We start from the raw sequence: 20,833 nt of genomic DNA, 5'->3' as shown, positions 1-20,833 counted from the left end.
TTGCGGCGGCAAAGAAAAGTAGGTGCCGCCCCGCACAGGGGCGACGCCTGAAGCAGGCTAACGCAACGCGGATGCCATCGCAAAGGCAAGCGCACAGGGGCGACGCCTGAAACAGGCTAACGCATCGCGGATGCCATCGCAAAGGCAAGCGCACAGGGGCGACGCCTGAAGCACGCTAACGCAACGCCGATGCCATCGCAAAGGCAAGCGCACAGGGACGACGCCTGAAGCACGCTAACGCAACGCGGACGCCATCGCAAAGGCAAGCGCACAGGGACGACGCGTGAAGCACGCTAACGAATCGCGGACGCCCGCGCAGACCCATAACTCGAATGCCATCGCAGATACTACCCACCCCCACGGCACGCGCAGCAAAAACCAAAACAAACAAAAGAACCGGTACGATTCACCCTTCCCCGTCCCACGGATAAAAAAACGGAGCCACCCCATGACCTCGCGCGCAGCATGGACATCCCGCATCGCCGCTTCACTCGCAGTCTCGCTCACGGCCCTAACCGCCTCCGCGCAACAGACAATAAAAATCGGCGAAATCAACAGCTACAAGGCACAGCCCGCATTCCTGATGCCCTATAAAAACGGCTGGAACCTCGCACTGGATCAGGTCAACGCAACCGGCGGCGTGCTAGGCAAGAAGCTGGAAGTCGTCTCCCGCGACGACAACGCGAACCCCGGCGACACGATTCGCGTCGCGCAAGAACTCGTCGCCCGCGAGCAGGTGCAACTGCTATTCGGCGGCTATCTGTCGAACACAGGCCTCGCGCTAACCGACTTCGCGAAGCAAAAGCGCATGTTCTTCCTCGCCGCCGAGCCCCTCACCGACAAGATTGTCTGGGCCGACGGCAACAAGTACACGTACCGCCTGCGCCCATCCACCTACATGCAGGTCGCGATGCTCGTGCCCGAAGCGGCAAAGCTGAAGAAAAAACGCTGGGCGCTCGTATATCCGAACTACGAATACGGCCAGTCGGCGGCCGCGACGTTCAAGAAGCTGCTAAAGGCCGCGCAGCCCGACGTCGAGTTCGTCACCGAACAGGCAACGCCCCTCGGCAACCTCGACGCCGGCTCGACTGTGCAGGCGCTCGCCGACGCAAAGCCCGACGCGATCTTCAACGTGCTGTTCAGCGCAGACCTCGGCAAGTTCGTTCGCGAGGGCAACACGCGCGGGCTCTTCAAGGACCGCAGCGTCGTGTCGCTGCTGACGGGCGAGCCGGATTATCTCGATACGCTCGGCGCAGAAGCGCCCGTCGGCTGGATCGTGACGGGCTACCCGTGGTATTCCATCGATACGCCCGCGAACAAAAAGTTCGTCGCCGACTACGAGGCGAAGTATCACGACTATCCGCGCCTCGGCTCGGTGGTCGGCTATGCGGCGCTGATGTCGATCGCGAACGGCATCAAGAAAGCCGGTTCAACCGATCCCGACAAACTCGCGACTGCCTTCAAGGGCTTGAATGTCGATACGCCGTTCGGACCGATCACATATCGCCCGCAGGACAACCAGTCGACAATGGGCGCATTCGTCGGTGTGACCGCGTTGAAGGACGGCAAGGGTGTGATGACGTCGTATCGCTATATCGACGGTGCAAGCGTGCAGCCGTCCGACGCCGAAGTGAAGAAACTGCGTCCCGCGGACTGATTCCGCGAACCTCCGGGACGCAGGACGCGTCCGGAAGGCCAGCCGCGCGGCTGGCCTTTTTTCATGGATGCGCCGTCATTCCTCGGCGTCGTGCTCGGCCACGAAATGGCGCAGATACGCGAGCACGGCCGCTTCCGCCGCGCGATGGTCCGCGCAGCTTTTCGAACCGGCGTTCTCTTCGTCGCCGAACAGCGTCGATGGCGCATCGTGCACATCCACCTCCTGGCCTTCGCGGAAGATGCGGATCTCGTGCATCGTCTCCGCGTACTCCGCCACCCAGTGAATCCCTTCGATATGGGCGCCTGCCCTGACTGTCTGTGTGTTCATGAGGCGTCTCCTGACGGTTGCATCGCCGCCTTTGACGTAAACCATAGACGCTATCGGCACATTGCGCAGCCCTCGTTGTGTATCGAGGCCGCTTCTGCCGGCACTGCAGGGCAGCGCGAATCGACGCATCGCCTGGCTTCGCGAACGGCCACGGACCGCAAAAAGCAGGGCTAAGCGCGCGTCAGCGAGGACAAGGCACAGCCGTTGCTGTGTATATCGGGCCACCATTCAACGGGAGCACTATCATGCCTGATAAAGCAACCCTCAAGCGTGCCGCCGCCGACAAGCGCGCCGGCAAGTCGTCGAGTACGCAAGCGGGCGAATTCGTGAAGGAAGAAATCGACCACGTGCGCGAAGGCAAGCATGGCGTCAAATCGGCGAAGCAGGCCATCGCGATCGGTCTGTCGAAGGCTCGCCGCGCAGGCGTCGCGCTGAAGCAGCCCAAGGCGGGAACGACGAGCGCCGCCACGCGCAAGAAAGCCGCCGCGGACACGTCGGCGGGCCAGAAGAAGGCGCCCGCCGCAAAGCATGCGGCGGCGAAGAAAGCGACTTCGGCTTCGAAGACCAAGGCCGCACGCCGTCCGGGCAGCGAATCGACGGCGAAGCGCTCGCGCGTGGCCGAGGCCGTGCTGAAACGCGAAAGCGGACAGGGCGCATCGAAGGAAGCGTTGTCGAAGCAGGCCAAGGCAGCGGCAGCGCGCCGTCCGGCTGCAAGCCGTTCGGCTACGGCAAAGAAGGCGGCTGCAACGAAGGGCGCGGCGGGCCGGTCGGCGGCCGCGAAGAAAGCTGCGCATACGCGGGCCGCGCGTGCGCATCATTGAAGGTATCGCTGAAGGCTGACAGGAGAACCGCCGCTGTGCGCGCCGTGGTTGAAACCGATGGCGCGCACAGCAGCGTGCAAGTCGCTTACTGGATCGAGGCCAGCGCGTTGCGCACGGTCTGGAAGATCTGGTCGATCTGCGCTTCGTCGATGATCAGCGGCGGCGAGAAGGCCAGAATGTCGCCCGTGAAGCGGATCAGCACGCCTGCCTCGAAGCACTTCACGAACGCCTCGTAGGCGCGGGCGCCCGGCGCGCCGTCGCGCGGCTCCAGCTCGATGCCCGCGACCATGCCGAGGTTGCGGATGTCCTTCACGTGCTTCGCGTCGCGCAGCGCGTGCACGGCGGCTTCGAACTTCGGCGCCATCGATGCCGCGCGCTCGAACAGCCCTTCGCTACGGTACAGGTCGAGCGTCGCCACGCAGGCAGCGGCGGCGAGCGGGTGCGCCGAGTACGTATAGCCGTGGAACAGCTCGATCGCGCCCTGCGCGCCGGCGTTGACGATCGTGTCGTGCACCGTGCGGCTCGCCGCGACGGCGCCCATCGGCACGGCGGCGTTGTTGATCGCTTTGGCCATCGTCAGCAGATCGGGCTTCACGCCGAAATACTCGCTGGCCGTTGCCGCGCCTAGACGCCCAAAGCCCGTGATCACTTCATCGAAAATCAGCAGGATGCCGTGCTTCGTGCAGATGTCGCGCAGCTTCTGCAGGTAGCCTTGCGGCGGGATCAGCACGCCCGTCGAGCCCGCGACGGGTTCGACGATCACGGCGGCGATCGTCGACGCGTCGTGCAGCGTGACAATGCGCTCCAGTTCGTCGGCGAGATGCGCGCCCCAGGCCGGCTGGCCCTTCGAAAACGCATTGTGTTCGAGGTTGTGCGTGTGCGGCAGGTGATCGATGGACGGCAGGAGCGCGCCCGAAAACGTCTTGCGGTTCGGCGCGATGCCGCCCACCGAAATGCCGCCGAAGCCCACGCCGTGATAGCCGCGCTCGCGGCCGATCAGGCGCGTGCGCTGCCCTTCGCCGCGTGCGCGGTGATAGGCGAGCGCGATCTTCAGCGCGGTATCGACCGATTCCGAACCGGAGTTCGTGAAGAACACGCGGTCGAGCCCTTCGGGCATCAATTCCGCGACTTTCGACGCCGCTTCGAATGCCAACGGGTGACCCATCTGGAAGGTCGGCGCGAAATCCAGTGTTGCGGCCTGCTTTTGAACGGCGGCGACGATCTCGTCGCGGCCGTGACCCGCATTCACGCACCACAGGCCAGCACATGCGTCGAGCACGTCGCGCCCGTCGGTCGAGCGGTAGTACATGCCTTTCGCCGATTCCAGCAGGCGCGGCGCGGACTTGAACTGGCGGTTGGCGGTGAACGGCATCCAGAAGTTCGACAGATCGTCGATTACGGGGCGCGAAGTCATGGGTATCTCCTCGAATGGATAGCGAAACTGTAGCGTCCAAGGTTAAATGGCGGACATAAACAGTTGAGTCACTGCGCTGCTAACTGTGCTGGTCGAATTGGCTAAACTGTGCTGGAATTGGCTCGATATCTGTTGCCGTCTGGATGAAACCCCGATGATCGAACTCGAACTGGATCGTGACCGCCGTCTTGCGCCGACGCTCGTAGAGCAGGTCGTGCAGGGCTTCGCGCATGCGATCGACAATCAGGCGCTGCGCGCCGGCGCGCTGTTGCCGTCGGTGCGCCGGCTCGCGCAATCCCATTCGCTGAGTACCTTCACTGTCACGGAGGCGTACAACCGGCTCGTGTCGATGGGCCTCGTGACGGCGCGGCGCGGCTCTGGCTATCGCGTCGCGCCGCGCGCGCGGGCCGCGCATGCGAATCCCGTCGACTGGCAGCCGCCCAGCCTCACCGCGACATGGCTGCTGTCGGACGTGTTCGCCGACCATTCCATGCCGATCAAGGCAGGCTGCGGCTGGCTGCCGAACGAGTGGATCAACGAAACGGGCATGCAGCACGCGTTCCGCGCGATGAGCCGCGTGCCCGCCGCGCGTCTGGGCGACTACGGGCATCCGTACGGCTTCGCGCCGCTGCGCGCGAGGATCGCCGAGCAAATGGACCGGCTCGGCCTGCCCGTCGAGGTATCGAACGTGCTGCTGACGCAGGGCGCGACCCAGGCCCTCGATCTGATCGTGCGCACGCTGCTGCGCGCGGGCGATACCGTCGTCGTGGAAGATCCCGGCTACTGCAATCTGCTGCAAATCCTGAAGCTCGCCGGGCTGAACGTGATCGGCGTGCCGCGCACGCCGGCAGGCATCGACACGGACGCGCTGGAGCAAATCGTCGACGCGCATCATCCGAAGGCGATCTTCGTCAACACGACCTTGCAGAATCCGACGGGCGCGACGTACGGCATGGCGTCTGCGTTCCGCCTGCTGCAGATCGCCGAGCGCAACCGCATGTGGGTGATCGAGGACGACGTGAGCCGCGAGCTCGGCTCGCCCGGCGCGCCGATTTTCGCGGCTATGGAGGGCCTGCGCCGCGTGCTGTACATCAGCGGCTTTTCGAAGACCGTGACGCCCGCGCTGCGTTGCGGCTATGTGGTCGCCGAGCGCGACGTGCTGCGCGAGCTGGCGCGCACGAAGATGGCGGTGGGGCTGACGTCTTCGGAGGCGATCGAGCGGATCGTCGACAAGGTGCTGCACGAAGGGCGCTATGCGCGGCATGTCGAGCAGGTCAACGAGAGGTTGCGCGCGGCGCACGCGATCGTCGAGGAGCGGCTGGATGCGCTGGGGCTGGAAGCCTTTCACCGGCCGCGTGCGGGGCTGTTCCTGTTCGCCCGCTTGCCCGTCGAGCCGGAGCGCGCAGGCGAAATCGCGACGGCGGCGCTGTCGGACGGTATCTGGCTCGCGCCCGGTTCCTACTTCCGTCCCGACGATGCGCCGAGCGCGTGGTTCCGTTTCAACGTCCCGCATTCGACCGACGACGCGTTGTGGCGCTTCATCGAACGAACCGGCCGGGGCTGAGCGCGGCAAGCGCGCGAGGCACCGTCATGGCCGCGCGAGCGAGTCGATCAGTTCGCCGATGTTGGCCGCGCCGACGTTGTCTTCCAGCAGCCCGATGAACACGCGGCTGTACAACTGGTCCTGCTGGACTTCGGGCAGGTCCGTGCGGGCCTTCGCGATCGCTTCCGCCGCGCGGTGCGCCGAACTGACGATGCGTTGTGCAAGTTTCTTTTCCATACCCTGCGCTAACGACAGCAAGCCGCAAAGCTTGAGCCGTTTTCCCCTGTTTAGAGCATTCGTTTCGTCACGAGCAAGCTGGTGCGCCGAATGCGTTGTTGTGGTCCTGCCCCGGGTTCTGCCTGAATCGTCCAACTATCACGCGACGAGCGCGTTCTTTGCCCTTGGCGCGCGGTTGGCGCGGCCGAGTTCCTTTGCGTCGTACATCACCCGGTCCGCGCTCTTTACCAGATCCTCCGCGCGTTCGCCGGGTTGCAGCACCGCGATGCCGAGACTCGCGCACACGCGGTACGCATTGCCGTGCACGCTGACGGGCGCTTCCAGCGCCGCCGTGATCGCGTCTGCGACCTGGGGCGCCAGCGCCGCGCCGTCCTCGATCACGAGCAGAAACTCGTCGCCGCCCAGCCGTCCGACCTGCGCGCGGCCTTGCGCAACCTCCATCAGGCGCCGCGCGATGTCGGCAAGAATCGTGTCGCCCAGATGGTGGCCGAAGGTATCGTTGAGTTCCTTGAAGCGGTCCAGATCGACGAAGATCACGGCCACGCGGCCGGCGGCGTCCGGCGCGGCGACGGCTTCCTCCAGCCGGTCCATGATGCAGCCGCGATTGGACAGACCCGTCAGGCGGTCGGTGTGCGCGAGCCGGTGCAATTGCGCCCGGCCCTTCAGCAATTTCAGGATCAGGGCGGCGATCCACGTGGACAGTCCGACCAGAATCGCTGAAATCACGCTCGCCATCGTCACGTAGACGCGGCGCATCCGGTAGTAGTCGTCGAGCGTCTCGGCGACCGAGAGGCCCGCCATCACCGTGAGCCCGTAGCGCTTGACCTCGCGGCGCGCGACGATGCGCTCTACGCGGTCGATCGGGTCGGTGAACATGTCGTCGTTCCCGCGCGGATCGACGTAGCCGGTCGGCAGCGACTCGCCCGTGCGGCTCGGCGCGCCGCCTGCGCGGCGCGACAGCATCGAGCCGCGGTCCGACAGCACCGCGATCATCCCGTGCTCGCCGAGCGCGGCACTCGTGTAGAAGCCGTCGGTGAGCCAGGCGGGATTCTCCGACACGATCACGACGCCGCCGAAGCTGCCGTCCGGACGGTTGATGCGCCGCGTCGCCTGAATCGACCATTGCCGCGAGATCCGGCCGATCAGCGGTTCACTGAGGAACAGTCCGACATCGGGCCGCTCGCGATGCACGCGGAAGTGCTTGCGGTCGCTGAGATCGATCGCGCCGGAAAACGGAATCGTCGACGCGATCACATGGCCGTCCGCGCCCGCTAGTGTGACTTGCAGCGCCGTGTCGGCAGTGATGAGGCCGTAGGCCTGGTATTTCTTGAGGTCGAACGTATCGGGCGAGCTTTCGTAGCCGTATTTGACCAGCAGCGCAATCGTGTCGACGTCGTGAATCGTTTTCAGCGTGTGCGTGTCCAGCGCGCTGGCGACGGTGCCGGCCGCGACACGCGCGTCGTGCAGCACGGCTGCCTTTTCGACGCGCAGCCGCATCAGGATCGTGACCCACAACACAGCGAGGATCAGCACGGTCAGCGCGGGCAGCAGAATGAACGCGCGATGCGGCGCCTTGCCGTGGCCGTGCGGCCGCAAGCACTGGGCGAAAGTGCGAAGTCTGCCTGTCAGCGACCTCGTTACGGACGCGGTGTTCTTCACTGGCTGATGCCTGATGGCTGACGCGTGAGGCGCCTCAACTCGACCGTTCATGGGAGACGGCGCGCGCGTGGCCGCCGTCTTGCTGAACCCTTATAACGGCAGCGCTGGGCGGAAGTTGATTGCGATTCTCAGATTCGATCGAAACAGCATGGACGTGCTGACCTTGGCGGCGTCGATGGCGGGAATCGACTCGATGGAAGCGCTGCCTCGCGTCGAAATCATCCGGGCGGAATGGGGCTGACGGCGAACGCGTAGCCGTTCTTGCCGTGGCGCTTGACTTCGTACATCGCGCCGTCGGCGGCGGCGACCAGCAGCCGGTGATCGGCGATGCGATCGGGATAGGTCGCGATGCCGACGCTCGCGCGCACGAGACCGAGGCCCATTTGCGTATCGGTTTCGCCGACGCAGTTCATCAGCCGCGCGGCAATGCCCGCGAGTTCGGTGTCGTTGCCGAAGCCAGACACGAGCGCCGCGAATTCGTCGCCGCCCATGCGCGCGACCATATCGCCGGGGCGCAGCGACTGGCGAAAGCGCTGCGCGAGCGCGATCAGAAATTCGTCGCCGATCGCATGGCCCAAGGTGTCGTTGACCTGCTTGAAGCCGTCGAGATCGACATACAGCACGGCGCATTTGCCGGGCGCGCGTTCGGCTGCGATGCGGTCGAGCCGCGCGAGCAGTTGCTGGCGGTTGGGCAGCCCAGTCATCGCGTCATGCTGGGCGGCGTGGCGGAACTGGTGCGTGAGTCCCGCGAGCCGCCGATGCCGCCGCGCAAACACCACGAGCGCCGCGAACAGCGCGCCCGTCACGACGACGGTCAGCACGGCGAGCACGCTCGCCACGCGCAGCGTGCGCCGGCGGACATCGTTGCTGACGGCGTCCCGGCGCGCGCGCCAGTAGTCCGCCGTGGCCGCCAGCGACTGCTTCAGTTCGTCGAGACTTTTTGCCGTCGCATTGGCCTGCGGCAGGCGCGGCGCGGGAACGGGGCTCGATCCGATCAGCGCGTCCAGTTCGGTTACGCGTGCGCCCAGTTCGTCGAGCGCCTGCCGGTATGTCGCGTTAGCGGCAGCCGAAGGTGCGCTGCGCTTCAGCAGAGTCGCGACGTTGAGCGCATTGTCGGCCCGCCCGACGGCTTCGAGCACGAGCGTTGCGTATTGCTGCCGGAAGTGGTCGGAAAAGAGCGCCTTGACCTGCACGGCGACATAAAGCAACCCGACCACGAGACAGGCGAGGGCGATCGCGCCGACCGCGATCGGCTGCGGGCGCCATCGCGGGCTGAGCGGGCGGATCGGCGTGACGGTTCGCTTCACGCCGCTGGGCTAGGGGTGCGAATACGGATCGGGGTGGTTGCCGGGCTCCCGGCCGCTGCGGCGATAGGTGACCTTGCGGAACATCGCGGTTAGCCGCGACACGAAGGTTTCCTTCGGTTTCGCCCGTTGTGCATGGCGCGCGGCGTTGCCCGGCTGCTTGCCGCGGTCGGCGCGAGCGGTAGCGGAATTTGGCGCCGGTGCGGCGCGCGTAGCTTGCGGCGGGTCGTTCGCGTCTGCGTTTGCGTCCGTGTCGTCGTCGGCTGTCTGGTTTGCGGCGAGCGAGTCGGTGCTGGTGGACGCGGGTTGCTGCGCCGGCGCTGCCGGTATCACCCGGCCCGACACGGAACTGGTCGGCACGGCCGCATGGCTCGGGATGCGCAGGTCGCCGTTCGCGCTGGCGAGCGTCGTGGGCAGTGGGCGCCGGGCCGACTCGACCGCGTCGGCGTAGGCCACCTGATCGCGGTTGAACCAGATCACATACGCAGCCGTACCCATCACACCGACGGCAAGGCCCATCGCTGAGATCAGACAGATCTGCACCCAACTGTAATGGCGTGCCTGCGGATCGTCGCTATCGGGTAGGTAGGCGCTTTCGTACTGCTGCTGCCGGCCGCCGCGCGCGCGGTCCGGAGATTCCTGTGCGTCCATGTGTGCAACGCCTCCGACCCTTGCGGTCTGCGTCTGTCAATGGCGGGACTGGCACGTCGCATCCGCGCCGAAATCTGCTCTGAGATAACCGTGGACCTTGAGCAATTATCGAGCCCGTCAAATGCCGGAATCCGGCGATGGTGCCGGTGAGGACAGCGCTGAGCCCGCTCGCGAAGACAGGGTTATGTGTCGGCTATTCTACTGTCAATTCGCAAGACGGGCCGTGGTGGAAAACGGACGTTCGAAGCGTGCGGCAGTTGCCTGAAAGGCATGCAAAGCGAGAAAAATTTCCAGACTGCCGCGCCTCACGCCATGAGGCGCAACACGATGGGATAAAGCGTCGCGACGAGCATCAGCGCCATCGCGATGTTGAAGGTGCGCAGCCACACAGGGTTCGACAGGGCGCGGCGCATCGCGGTGCCGAACGCGGCCCACAGGCAGATGCACGGCAAGCCGATCACATAGAACAGCACGGCCATCAACAGCGCGTTGATGCCGAAGTCGGCGCTCAGATGAATGGTCGTTGCGGCCGTGAGCACCATCATCCATGCCTTCGGATTGACCCACTGGAACGCGATCGCTTCATGAAAGCGCATCGGGCGGCGTTCGCCTTTCTTGACCTGCATCTCGCCCGACGTGCCGATCTTCCACGCGAGATACAGCAGGTAGACGACGCTCAGCACTTCCAGCACCGTGTACAACACCTCGAAGCGGCGAAACGCTTCGCCGAGGCCGAAACCGACCGACAGCATCAGCAACGCCACACCCGCGCTGATGCCGAGAATATGCGGCAGCGTGCGGCGAAAACCGAAATTGACGCCGGATGCGAGCAGCATCGTGTTGTTCGGTCCGGGCGTGATGGTGGTGACGAGCGCGAACAGGATGCCGGCGGGCAGGGCGCTGGCGCTCAGGGTGTCGAGGGTCATGGACGGCTCCGCGAAGTATTTCGAGATTGGCAATCAGTGTACCGAGTGGAGCCTGTACAGTACCGGTACAGATATGTGAATGATTTCCGGTACGGAGAGCGGGTATGCCGAGGTGCCTTGCCACAGCGCAAACATTCAGGGCACGATGCGTGGATAGCACCCCAACGTACTTGAAGCATGCATAACTCGAAAGACAAATCGTCAGCATCCCTGAGCCTTCTGAAAGGCATCCTGCCCATCGGCCGCGCGAGCGCATGGCGCGACGTGTTCTCCGGCATCTCGCTCGCGTCGATGGACATACCGCAGGTGCTCGGCTACGCGCGCATCGCCGGTATGCCCGCCGTGACGGGGCTTTACACCGTATTTCTGCCGCTCGTCGCGTTCGCGTTCTTCGGCGCGTCGCGCCACCTCGTGGTCGCCGCCGATTCGGCCACCGCGACCATCTTCGCCAGCCGCGCGTCGACCATTGCGCCGATGGGCAGCGCCGAGTACGTCGCGCTGGCGGGCATGGTCGCATTGCTGACGGCCGCGCTCCTGCTGCTCGCGCGCATCTTCAGGCTCGGCTTTCTCGCCGATTTCCTCTCGCGTACCGTGCTGGTCGGCTTTCTGACGGGCGTGGGTGTACAGGTATCGATTGCGATGCTCGGCGACATGTTCGGCATGACCGTGCCGTATCCATCGTCGCGAAGTCTTGCGCAACTGGTCTACGTGATCGGGCATGTCGTGCACGCGCATCTGCCGACGCTCATGCTCACCGTGCTGGTGGTCGGCGCGATTCTCGCGGGCAAGCGCTTCCTGCCGCGCGTGCCGATTCCCCTCGTTGCCGTGATCGGCAGCATCGCCGCGAGCAAGACCTACGATTTCGCCGGGCACGGCATTACGATCCTCGGCCCGATCAGCGGCGGTCTGCCGCCGTTCGCGTTTCCAGCCGTAACCTGGCAACAGTTCCTCGACCTCGTGCCCGTGGCGGCATCGTGCTTCGTGATGATCATTGCGCAAAGCGCGGCCGCTGCCCGCGTGTTCGCGCAGCAGTATCACGAAGAAGTGGACACCAATGCCGACATTCTCGGGCTGGCGGCGGCCAACGCCGCCGCTGCGTTCAGCGGCACATTCGTCGTCAACGGCAGCCCGACGCAGACCGCGATGGCCGAACGCGCGGGCACGCGCAGCCAGATCGGGCAACTGGCGTTTGCGGGCGTGGTCGTGGTGGTGCTGCTGTTTCTGAGCTCGTATCTGCAATACCTGCCGCATTGCGTGCTCGCCGGCATCGTGTTCACGATTGCAGTCGGTCTCGTCAACGTGCCGAGCCTCGCGGCGATCCGCGCCGAAAGCCCCGGCGAGTTCACCCTCGCGCTCATCACGGCGGCCGCCGTCGTGATGCTCGGCGTCGAGCACGGCATTCTGCTCGCCGTCGCTTTGTCGCTGCTGCGGCATGTGCGGCACAGCTATCGTCCGCACACCATGGTGATGGAACCGTCGCCCGCCAACGGAAGGTGGCAGCCCGTGCCCGCGAGGCCGGGCATCATGACCGCGCCGGGGCTCATCGTGTACCGCTTCGGCTCCGATCTGTTCTTCGCCAACGATCACGTCTTCACCGCCGAGGTGATCGAACTCGTCGATGCCGCATCCGGCGACCTGCAGTCGCTCGTCGTCGATGCGGGCGCGATCACCGCGCTCGACTATTCGGCGGCCCTCACGCTGAGCGATCTGATTGCGGATCTGCGCGAGCGCAAGGTGGTTGTCATCTTTGGGCGAGTGAATCCCTATCTGCGCGCCGATATGGACCGGCATCGCATTACGCAGATCGTCGGCGAGTCGAACATATTCGACACGCTGCATGAAGCGCTCGCGGCGGCGGGCATCAGCCCGCCGCGCGAGGTGAACGCGTTGTAACTTCGCGGGCCGCGTCATCCACCCGATGGCGCGTTGCAGCAGCCGCGCTGCGGCATTCGCACGGGCCTATCGCTTACCCTGGATCGGGCGTCGAACAGCAGCATGCGCCGTGCGCGCATGTTGCGCCGCACTTCGTTGCCCGGCGGCGCATCGCATCGTCTTCACACGCCAGGACTCCCGCCCATCCCATCCATCCGCACGCATCTGCAACATAGGGCAAGTCCCTAAGCGCATTTAGCCCTGCATTACCACGGCGCACATTGCCCTCCTACACTCAGCATCAAACGGAGGAGGGACGACATGGCCAAGATGATCCACACGATGGTCCGCATTCAGGATCTCGACCGCTCGCTGAAGTTCTATCAACGCGCGTTCGGGCTCGAGCCTTCGCACAGGCTCGATTTTCCTGATTTCTCGCTTGTCTATCTGCGCAACGACGAATCCGACAACGAGATCGAACTCACCTGGAACAAAGGACGCGAAGACCCGTACTCGCACGGCGACGGCTACGGGCACGTCGCGTTCGTCGTCGACGACGTGAAGCGGGAGCGCGAGCGTCTGATCCAGCTCGGCATGACGCCGAACGACGTGCGCGAATTCAAGAACGACGACGGCGCCTTGCTCGCGCGTTACTTCTTCATTCAGGACCCGGACGGCTACAAGATCGAGGTGCTCGAACGTCACGGACATTACCAATAGAAAGCCGCGCGCGACGCGGTACCCCCACAACACAACCACCAAGGAGACAGGCATGAGTCACAGAGTGATTCCAATCGCCGCACCGTCTGCCACGGCTCATGAGCCGGATGCACCGCATGCGCCGCGCTCGCTGGCGAGGCGCGAGTGGCTCAAGGGCACGGGCGTGCTGATCGGCACGCTGGCGTTTCCGTCGATCCTCGCGACGCTTGCGCCCAGCCGCGTATGGGCGCTCGAAATGCAGGCGCTGGATACTCACCAGGGGGCAGTGCTGCTCGCCTTCGTCAAGCAGCAATACCCGCACAAGACGCTCGACGACGCGGTCTATGCACTCGTCGTCAAGGACCTCGACGCGAAGGCGCAGAAGGACCCGGCAGTGCGTCAGCAACTCGCCGATGGCGTGAAGCAGCTCGACGCGCTCAACGGTGCGGACTGGACCAAACGCTCGCCCGCCGACCAGGCGCGCGATGTCGCCGCGATGCAGAAGACGCCGTTCTTCACGACCGTGCGCACCACGGCCATCGTCTCGCTGTACAGCAACGACATGGCGTACGCGCACTTCGGCTACGGCGCGGCGAAAGGCGACGGCGGCTATCTGACCAAGGGCTTCAACGATCTGGCGTGGCTGCCGAATCCGCCCGCCGCCGCGAGCGGTCCGATTCCCACCGACAGCTGAGCAACGGAGACCTGACATGGACGACAACAACAAGGTGCATTTCTCGCACAACGATGCGCGCGCCGTGGTCATCATCGGCTCCGGCGCGGGCGGCGGCACACTCGCCAATGAGCTGGCGCAAAAGGGCATCGACGTGATCGTGCTCGAAGCGGGCAAGATGCATACGCAAGGCGATTTCACCACTGACGAATGGGGCTCGTTCTCGATGCTGTCGTGGCTCGACAAGCGCACGACGTCGGGCAGCTGGCGCATCGCCACCGACTTTCCGAATCTGCCCGCGTGGATCTGCAAGACGGTCGGCGGCACGACGACGCACTGGGCGGGCGCGAGCCTGCGCTTTCAGCCGCATGAGTTCAAGGCGAAAACGAACTACGGCACGATCAAGGATGCGAACCTGCTCGACTGGCCCGTGACGAGCGAGGAGATGGCGCCGTGGTACGACCGCGCCGAAAAGAAAATGGGCGTGACGCGCACCAACGGCTTGCCCGGGCTGCCCGGCAACAATAACTTCAAGGTGATGTACAACGGCGCGACGAAGGTCGGCTACAAGGAATGCAACACGGGCCACATGGCGACCAATAGCATCGTGCGCGACGACCGCGCGCATTGCTTCCAGCGCGGCTTCTGCTTCCAGGGCTGCCGCACGGGCGCGAAATGGTCGACGCTGTACACGGAGATTCCGCGCGCGCAGGCCACGGGTCACATGGAATTGCGCACCCAGGCGCAGGTCGTGAAGATCGAAACGGATGCGAAGGGCAAGGCCAGCGCCGTCGTCTATTACGATGCCGCCGGCAAGCTGCAACGCCAGAAGGCGCGCATCGTCGCGGTGGCGGGCAATGCGATCGAGACGCCGCGTCTGCTCCTGAATTCGCATTCGAGCCGCTTCCCCGACGGACTGGCGAATTCATCCGGACAGGTGGGGCGCAACTACATGCGTCACACTACGGGTTCCGTCTACGCCGTGTTCAACGACAAGGTCGACATGTACAAGGGCACGACGATGGCGGGCATCATCGAAGACGAAGCGCGCTTCGATACGTCGCGCGGTTTCGCGGGCGGTTATCACATGGAGACGGTGTCGCTGGGGCTGCCTTTCTATGCGGCGTTTCTCGACCCCGGCGCATGGGGCGCGGACTTCACGCAGGCGATGGAGGCGTATCCGTACACGGCAGGCATGTGGATCGTCGGCGAAGACATGCCGCGCGAGACGAACCGCATCACGCTGAATAACGACGTGAAGGACCAGTATGGCTTGCCCGTGCCCAACGTGCATTTCGACGATCACCCGAACGACGAAGCGATGCGCGAGCACGGTTTCAAGCAGGGCAGCGCCGTGTATCAGGCGGCGGGCGCGAAGACCGTGTACCGCGTTCCGCCGTATCCTTCGACGCACAACCTGGGCACCGCGCGCATGAGCGCGAAGCCGCAGGACGGCGTGTGCAACCGTTTCGGCCAGACGCATGACGTGCCGAACCTGTTCATCTCCGACGGCAGCCAGTTCACCACGGGCGCGGCGGAAAACCCGACACTGACCATCGTGACGCTGGCGATCCGTCAGGCCGACTACATCGCAGGGCAGATAAACAGGCGCACAATCTGATCGATCGCACGTGAACTCATCGGGTGCGGCAGGCGGGCGCGATGGCCGCCGCCGCACTCGCCGCCGCACTCATACGAACAATGGAGACAAGCCATGTGCAACGTCTACGTGAACGCGGACCCGATCCTGTACGAATCGCGCACGCGTTCGCTGCGCATCCACGGCGTGATTACGACTGTGCGTCTGGAGAATCTTTTCTGGGACGTGCTGCATGAAATCGCGTCGCGAGAGAACATGACGACCACGCAATTCGCCGTCAAGCTCTACGACGAACTCATCGCGCTGCGCGGCGAGGTGCCGAGCAATTTCGCATCGTTCCTGCGCGTGTGCTGCTTGAGGTATCTGTCGATCGTTGCGGGTAAAAGCGAGTTAACCAGCTTTCCCGTCCCCGTTCCCGTGCCCGAAGTGAAGCCGCGCGTGCTGAAGACGGTGTGATCCGTCGCGGCGTTTTTTTTCACACAGGCAACCAACGCGCGCCTCAGCGCGAGTGCGTGCGGAACGCCTCGCCACCCAGGCCCGCGCGATCGACGGCGACGATGCGGTTGCGGCCGTTGTCTTTCGCCTGATACAGCTGTGCGTCGATCAGATTGATGAACGCGGTCGTGTCCATGCTGCCCGAAGGCGAGCCGTTCGGCACGATGGTGCCCACGCCGAAGCTCGCCGTGACGCGCTGCTGATGCGGCGAGCGTACATGCGCGATTGACTCGGCGTCGATCAGATCGCGGCAGCGTTCGGCCATCTTCACGGCCGTATCCGCGTCCGTGTCCGGCAGCACCAGCACGAATTCCTCGCCGCCGAACCGTCCGAGAAAATCGCCGGAACGCGCGGCTTGCGCGAGCACGCCCGCGACGCGCTTCAGGCAATCGTCGCCCTGGATGTGGCCGTAGTAATCGTTGTAGGACTTGAAGAAATCGATATCGATCATGATCAGCGACAGCGGCTTGCCGCTTTCCTGACCCGCAATCCACTCGCGCTGCATCACGGCGTCGAACATGCGGCGGTTGCCCACGCCCGTCAGTCCGTCCTGGAACGACAGCGCTTCGAGCTCTTTCTGCAGACGTGCGAGCTTTTCTTCCGTGCGCTTGCGTTCGCTGATGTCGAACATGAAGCCGATCAGCGAATCGACGCCGCCGTCGGGCTTGCGCACCACGTGCACGACGTCGCGCAACCACACGTAGCCGCCGTCTTTCGTCAGCGCGCGATAGTCCGCTTCGTGATCGGTGCCTGCCTGCGACTGCGCGACGCAAAACTCGACCACCTTCTGCCGGTCATCGGGGTGCATCCGCTCCGCCCAATCGTTGACCGTTTTCCACGACGACGGCGCCCAGCCGAGCAACGCCTCGATCTGCGGGCCGATGTAGGTGAAGGCCATCGTTGCCCAGTCGATCTTCCACGGAATCGCCCTGGTCGATTCGAGCAGCGTGCGATACACGGCGCTGTCGTGTTCGAGCCGCTCGCCTTCGGCGCGCATGCTGGCGCCTGCATCGTCATGGCGCAGAAACGCGGCGCCGAGCATGTCTTGCGTGTCGTCGATGTTTTTCATGGTCGATTCGTGTTGGTCGATTGCGCCCAATGGCGCGCCTCGCCATGTCAACGGCACGGCGGCATCGTTTCCTGATCGGCGGAAACCCGGACGGACAATTCTACTGATGCGGTGGCGCTGCGTCGCGCGCGAGGTACGTCCTGAACGTCTCGATCAGCGCACGGACCTTGGGCGGCGTGTGCTGCGTCGGCGGAAACACGGCCTGGATGCCCGCCGGTTCCGTCGACCATTCGGGCAACAGCCGGATGAGCCGTCCCGCCGCGACGTCGTTGCCGATCGAAAAGTCCGTCAACAGCCCCAGTCCGCCGCCCGCGAGCGTCGCCGCACGCGCGGCTTCCGCCGTGTTCACGAGAAACGCGTTCTCGCAGCGCACGCTTTGCGTGGCGCCGTTCGTGTGCCGCAAGTCGAGCGTCTGCGGCCGCGGCAGCACCGTCAGCGCTACGAAAGGCAGCGCGGGGAGGTCGGCGGGCGTTGGCGGCTCGCCCCACGTTTCGATGAACGCCGGGCTCGCCACGACCCATTTCTCGAAGCTGCCGAGCGTCACCGCGCGGTAGTTCGAATCCGCGAGACGCCCGAGCCGGATGGCGACGTCGATGCCGTCCGCAATCAGGTCGACGATATGGTCGCTGCACAGCAGTTCGATATCGAGCCGTGGATGCGCGCGGCGCAGTTCGACCAGCACGGGTGCGACTACCAGCGTGCCGTAGTCGATCGGGCAACTCACGCGCAGCGTGCCGCGCACGGGCGCCTCCTCGCCGCCGATTTCAGCCAGCGCTTCCTCGGCGGCGCGCAGGATCTTCACGCTCGCGTCATAGAACGCGCGGCCCGCCTCGGTGACGCCGAGACGGCGCGTGGTGCGCACCAGCAGGCTCGCGCCGACTTCCGCTTCGAGCCGCTGCATGTGCGTGCTGACCATCGTCTTCGCGAGCCCGAGCCGCTTGGCGGCCGCTGTCAGTGAGCCCGCTTCGACCACGGCGACGAACACGGCCAGCCGGTTCAGGTTCACGTCACGCACGTCGGCCATGTCGATTGTCCACTTCAGGAGGATTGTGTATCCAAGGTTATCAGGCTTCTGGGGCAAGGCATCGCGCATTACTCTTCGGATTGTCCAATATGACTGAACCCGGAGTGACGAATGCCCGCAGCCAAGCCCGCCCAGCCGATCCGCCTGTACACGACCCTGCTGTCGGGGCACGGGCATCGCGTGAAGCTGTTCCTGACGTTGCTCGACCTGCCGTTCGAAGTGATCGAACTGGACATGCGCGCCGGTGACAACCGCAAGCCCGAGTATCTGGCGCTGAATCCGTTCGGCCAGGTGCCCACCATCCAGGACGGCGACGTGACGCTGTTCGATTCGAACGCGATTCTGGTGTATCTGGCCAAGCGCTATGGCGACGCGTCGTGGCTGCCGGAAGACCCGCTGGGCGCGGCGGCCGTGCAGCGCTGGCTGTCGCTGGCGGCCGGGCAGATCGCATACGGCCCGTGCTCCGCGCGGCTCGTCACCGTGTTCGGCGCGCCGCTCGATCATGAAACGGCGAAGGGCATCGCGGTAAAGCTGTTCGACGTGATCGAGCGCGAACTGGCGGCGAAGCCATTCGCAGCCGGCGAGCACGTGACGATCGCCGATATCGCGGCACACACGTATATCGCGCACGCGCCGGAAGGCGGCGTGTCGCTGGACCCGTATCCGAACATTCGCGCGTGGCTGCGCCGCGTGGAAGCACTGCCGCGCTTCATCGCGATGCCGCCGACGAAGGCGGGCCTGCTCGCCGAATAGCCAGCGACGAGCGGTTCCGCATTACGCATCACGCTGACGTTTTGCCTGCAGGAGCCTGACATGTCCGATTTCACTCCTCTGAACGGCTGGGGCCTCGACACCTCGCCGTTTCACGCCGACGAACTCGCCGCGCAGCGGCTCGCAGGCGTGGACCGCCAGGCTGATCCGTCGGGGCGGCGCGGCATTCGCCGGTACATGCCGGACCAGCACCGCGAGTTCTTTGCGCAGCAGCCGTTCATGGTGTTCGGCGGCGTCGACGCGAGCGGGCAGCCGTGGGCGACGATACGCACGGGCGATCCGGGCTTCGTGTCGTCGCCGGATGCGCGCACGCTGCGCATCGACAGCCGCGCGCTGCCCGGCGATCCGCTCGGCCCGCGCTGGCAGACGGGTGCGATGATCGGCGGCCTCGGCATCCAGCCGCATACGCGGCGGCGCAACCGCATCAACGGCGTCGTGACGGCTGTGGCCGGCGACGCGGTGACGCTCGAAGTGACCCAGAGCTTCGGCAACTGCGCGAAGTACATTCAGGGGCGCGTGCCGACCTTCATCGACCGTGCCGAAGGTGGCGTTCCAGCGCCGCAGGACATCTCGACGCATTTGAGCGATGCGGACCGCGCGTTCCTCGCGCGCGCCGACACCTTCTTCATCGCGAGCGCGAATATGGCGGACGACGCGGACTTTGCACGCGGCGTCGACGTATCGCATCGGGGCGGCGCGCCGGGCTTTGTGCACATCGACGACGCGGCGACGTTGACCGTGCCCGACTTCACCGGCAACAGGTTCTTCAACACGATCGGCAATCTGCTGCACGATCCGCGCGCGGGCCTGCTATTCATCGACTTCGCGAGCGGCGATCTGCTGTATCTCGCCGTGCGCGCCGAGATCATCTGGCAGGGCGCCGAACTGGCCGCTTTCGAAGGCGCTGAAAGGTTGGTGAGCTTTCATGTGCAGGAAGTGCGCCGCAGCCGGGGCGTGTTGCCGTTTCGCTGGTCCGATGTCGAATACGCGCCGCAATTCGCGGCGGCGATTCGCAAGGCAGCGGCCGCGTCCCCATGGCACAAGCTGAAGGTGGCGGCCGTCGTCGAAGAGACGGCTTCGATTCGCTCGTTCTATTTCGAATCGACGGATGGCGCGCCGTTGCCTGCGTATCAGGCGGGCCAGTATCTGCCAGTTCGCGTGCCCGTCGAAGGACACGCTGCGCCGTTGACGCGCACCTACACGCTGTCCGATGCGCACGATCCGCATCGTTACCGGATCAGCGTGAAGCGCGAGGGCATCGCGTCGAACTGGCTGCACGACCATCTCGTGGCGGGCATGGAGATCGAAGCGATGGCGCCGCGCGGCGTATTCGTCTACGACATGCAGAGCGCGCGGCCGGCGGTGTTCATTTCCGCCGGCATCGGCATCACGCCGATGATCGCGATGTTGCATCACGCACTGAACGCGCGCGTCGCTGGCGATACTCAGGCGAAGCGTTTGTACTTCTTTCATGGCGCGCGCAGCGACCGCGAGCGTCCGTTCAGCACGAATCTGAAAGACGTGGCGGCGCGTTATCCGTCGGTGTCGCTCCATTTGTTCGATAGCGCAGCGAGCGAGGCCTTGCGCGGGATCACACCAGGACGCGTGAACATCGACACGTTGAAGCGCGCACTGCCGTTCGACGACTACGACTTCTATCTATGCGGCCCCGAGCCGTTCATGCGCGACCTGTATCGAGGTTTGCGCGCATTGAATGTCGCTGACGAGCGCATCCGTTTCGAAGCGTTCGGCCCCGCCAGCGTGAAGCGCACGCCGACGCGCGCCGAACCCGTTGCGGAAGAAAAGGCTGAATCGGGCGGCGCGGAAGTGACGTTCGCGCGGTCGCAACGCACGGTCCAATGGCTGCCGAAACAGGGCAGCCTGCTCGAACTCGCGGAAAAACACGGCATCGAAGCGAAATCGAGTTGTCGTTCAGGCATGTGCGGCACGTGTTCGACGAAAGTATTGTCGGGACAGGTCGCATACGACGGCGACGTCGAAGCGGACGTCGCGGACGGTTGCGCGTTGATCTGCATGGCGCATCCCGCTGTCGAAGGGGAGCGCGCGAGCCTGACGCTGGACCTCTGAGCC

19 protein-coding genes are annotated in these 20,833 nt (G+C 64.9%); 10 read left to right on the top strand and 9 right to left on the bottom strand.

Annotation, left to right across the window (positions count from 1 at the left end):
• Positions 1-448 precede the first annotated feature (448 nt).
• Positions 449-1,657, top strand: a complete 1,209-nt coding sequence (locus KFO72_RS28545; protein ID WP_224099465.1) for an ABC transporter substrate-binding protein — start codon at positions 449-451, stop codon at positions 1,655-1,657.
• Between the two features lie 75 nt (positions 1,658-1,732).
• Here KFO72_RS28545 and KFO72_RS28540 read toward each other — a convergent pair whose 3' ends face one another.
• Positions 1,733-1,984, bottom strand: a complete 252-nt coding sequence (locus tag KFO72_RS28540; RefSeq protein ID WP_054932864.1) for a hypothetical protein — start codon at positions 1,982-1,984, stop codon at positions 1,733-1,735.
• 245 nt (positions 1,985-2,229) lie between these two features.
• On the opposite strand from KFO72_RS28540, the gene KFO72_RS28535 reads away from it, so the two are divergent.
• Positions 2,230-2,805 (top strand): DUF6496 domain-containing protein, encoded by a 576-nt coding sequence (locus tag KFO72_RS28535; RefSeq protein WP_060604054.1) that lies wholly within the window; start codon positions 2,230-2,232, stop codon positions 2,803-2,805.
• A gap of 85 nt (positions 2,806-2,890) precedes the next feature.
• On the opposite strand, the gene KFO72_RS28530 is transcribed toward KFO72_RS28535, so the two are convergent.
• Entirely contained in the window at positions 2,891-4,219 is a 1,329-nt protein-coding gene (locus KFO72_RS28530) for an aspartate aminotransferase family protein (protein WP_060604051.1), read from the bottom strand.
• Positions 4,220-4,373: 154 nt separating this feature from the next.
• On the opposite strand from KFO72_RS28530, the gene KFO72_RS28525 reads away from it, so the two are divergent.
• Entirely contained in the window at positions 4,374-5,783 is a 1,410-nt protein-coding gene (locus KFO72_RS28525) for a PLP-dependent aminotransferase family protein (RefSeq protein ID WP_054932861.1), read from the top strand.
• A 24-nt stretch (positions 5,784-5,807) separates the two neighbouring features.
• Here the strand turns inward: KFO72_RS28525 and KFO72_RS28520 are convergent, their stop codons facing one another.
• The 5 genes from KFO72_RS28520 to KFO72_RS28500 form a co-directional block, all read right to left on the bottom strand.
• Positions 5,808-5,999, bottom strand: coding sequence for a hypothetical protein (locus tag KFO72_RS28520; protein WP_054932860.1), 192 nt, complete (start codon positions 5,997-5,999; stop codon positions 5,808-5,810).
• A 138-nt stretch (positions 6,000-6,137) separates the two neighbouring features.
• Positions 6,138-7,595, bottom strand: a complete 1,458-nt coding sequence (locus KFO72_RS28515) for a sensor domain-containing diguanylate cyclase (RefSeq protein WP_225033519.1) — start codon at positions 7,593-7,595, stop codon at positions 6,138-6,140.
• A 281-nt stretch (positions 7,596-7,876) separates the two neighbouring features.
• A complete protein-coding gene (locus tag KFO72_RS28510; protein ID WP_225033518.1) occupies positions 7,877-8,965 on the bottom strand; it encodes a diguanylate cyclase domain-containing protein in 1,089 nt (362 codons plus the stop codon).
• Between the two features lie 9 nt (positions 8,966-8,974).
• Positions 8,975-9,613 carry a hypothetical protein gene (locus tag KFO72_RS28505; protein ID WP_054932856.1) on the bottom strand — a complete coding sequence of 213 codons (639 nt, stop codon included), beginning with the start codon at positions 9,611-9,613 and terminating at the stop codon, positions 8,975-8,977.
• A 305-nt stretch (positions 9,614-9,918) separates the two neighbouring features.
• Positions 9,919-10,539 (bottom strand): LysE family translocator, encoded by a 621-nt coding sequence (locus KFO72_RS28500; protein ID WP_054932855.1) that lies wholly within the window; start codon positions 10,537-10,539, stop codon positions 9,919-9,921.
• A gap of 177 nt (positions 10,540-10,716) precedes the next feature.
• On the opposite strand from KFO72_RS28500, the gene KFO72_RS28495 reads away from it, so the two are divergent.
• The 5 genes from KFO72_RS28495 (at position 10,717) to KFO72_RS28475 (ending at position 15,839) form a co-directional block, all read left to right on the top strand.
• Entirely contained in the window at positions 10,717-12,432 is a 1,716-nt protein-coding gene (locus KFO72_RS28495; RefSeq protein ID WP_054932854.1) for a SulP family inorganic anion transporter, read from the top strand.
• Positions 12,433-12,732: 300 nt separating this feature from the next.
• On the top strand, positions 12,733-13,131 hold the full coding sequence (locus tag KFO72_RS28490) for a VOC family protein (protein ID WP_054932853.1): 399 nt from the start codon (positions 12,733-12,735) through the stop codon (positions 13,129-13,131).
• A 52-nt stretch (positions 13,132-13,183) separates the two neighbouring features.
• A complete protein-coding gene (locus KFO72_RS28485) occupies positions 13,184-13,804 on the top strand; it encodes a tat (twin-arginine translocation) pathway signal sequence (RefSeq protein ID WP_107203544.1) in 621 nt (206 codons plus the stop codon).
• Between the two features lie 16 nt (positions 13,805-13,820).
• Positions 13,821-15,404, top strand: a complete 1,584-nt coding sequence (locus KFO72_RS28480; protein ID WP_225033517.1) for a GMC family oxidoreductase — start codon at positions 13,821-13,823, stop codon at positions 15,402-15,404.
• Positions 15,405-15,497: 93 nt separating this feature from the next.
• A complete protein-coding gene (locus KFO72_RS28475) occupies positions 15,498-15,839 on the top strand; it encodes a ribbon-helix-helix domain-containing protein (protein WP_054932850.1) in 342 nt (113 codons plus the stop codon).
• A 43-nt stretch (positions 15,840-15,882) separates the two neighbouring features.
• On the opposite strand, the gene KFO72_RS28470 is transcribed toward KFO72_RS28475, so the two are convergent.
• Positions 15,883-16,947, bottom strand: coding sequence for a sensor domain-containing diguanylate cyclase (locus KFO72_RS28470; RefSeq protein WP_060604036.1), 1,065 nt, complete (start codon positions 16,945-16,947; stop codon positions 15,883-15,885).
• A gap of 100 nt (positions 16,948-17,047) precedes the next feature.
• Complete coding sequence (locus KFO72_RS28465) at positions 17,048-17,971, bottom strand: LysR family transcriptional regulator (RefSeq protein ID WP_054932848.1); 924 nt, start codon at positions 17,969-17,971, stop codon at positions 17,048-17,050.
• 111 nt (positions 17,972-18,082) lie between these two features.
• Between KFO72_RS28465 and KFO72_RS28460 the strand changes: the two genes are divergently transcribed.
• Both KFO72_RS28460 and KFO72_RS28455 read left to right on the top strand, forming a co-directional pair.
• The gene (locus KFO72_RS28460; protein ID WP_060604031.1) at positions 18,083-18,724 is read left to right on the top strand and encodes a glutathione S-transferase family protein; all 642 of its coding nucleotides are present in this window, start codon (positions 18,083-18,085) and stop codon (positions 18,722-18,724) included.
• Between the two features lie 60 nt (positions 18,725-18,784).
• Entirely contained in the window at positions 18,785-20,830 is a 2,046-nt protein-coding gene (locus KFO72_RS28455; RefSeq protein ID WP_225033516.1) for a pyridoxamine 5'-phosphate oxidase family protein, read from the top strand.
• Positions 20,831-20,833: the final 3 nt, after the last annotated feature.

Source organism: Paraburkholderia sp. XV, from assembly GCF_020177535.1.
Taxonomy (GTDB): domain Bacteria; phylum Pseudomonadota; class Gammaproteobacteria; order Burkholderiales; family Burkholderiaceae; genus Paraburkholderia; species Paraburkholderia caribensis.
This window is presented reverse-complemented; position numbering and strand designations above follow the sequence as displayed.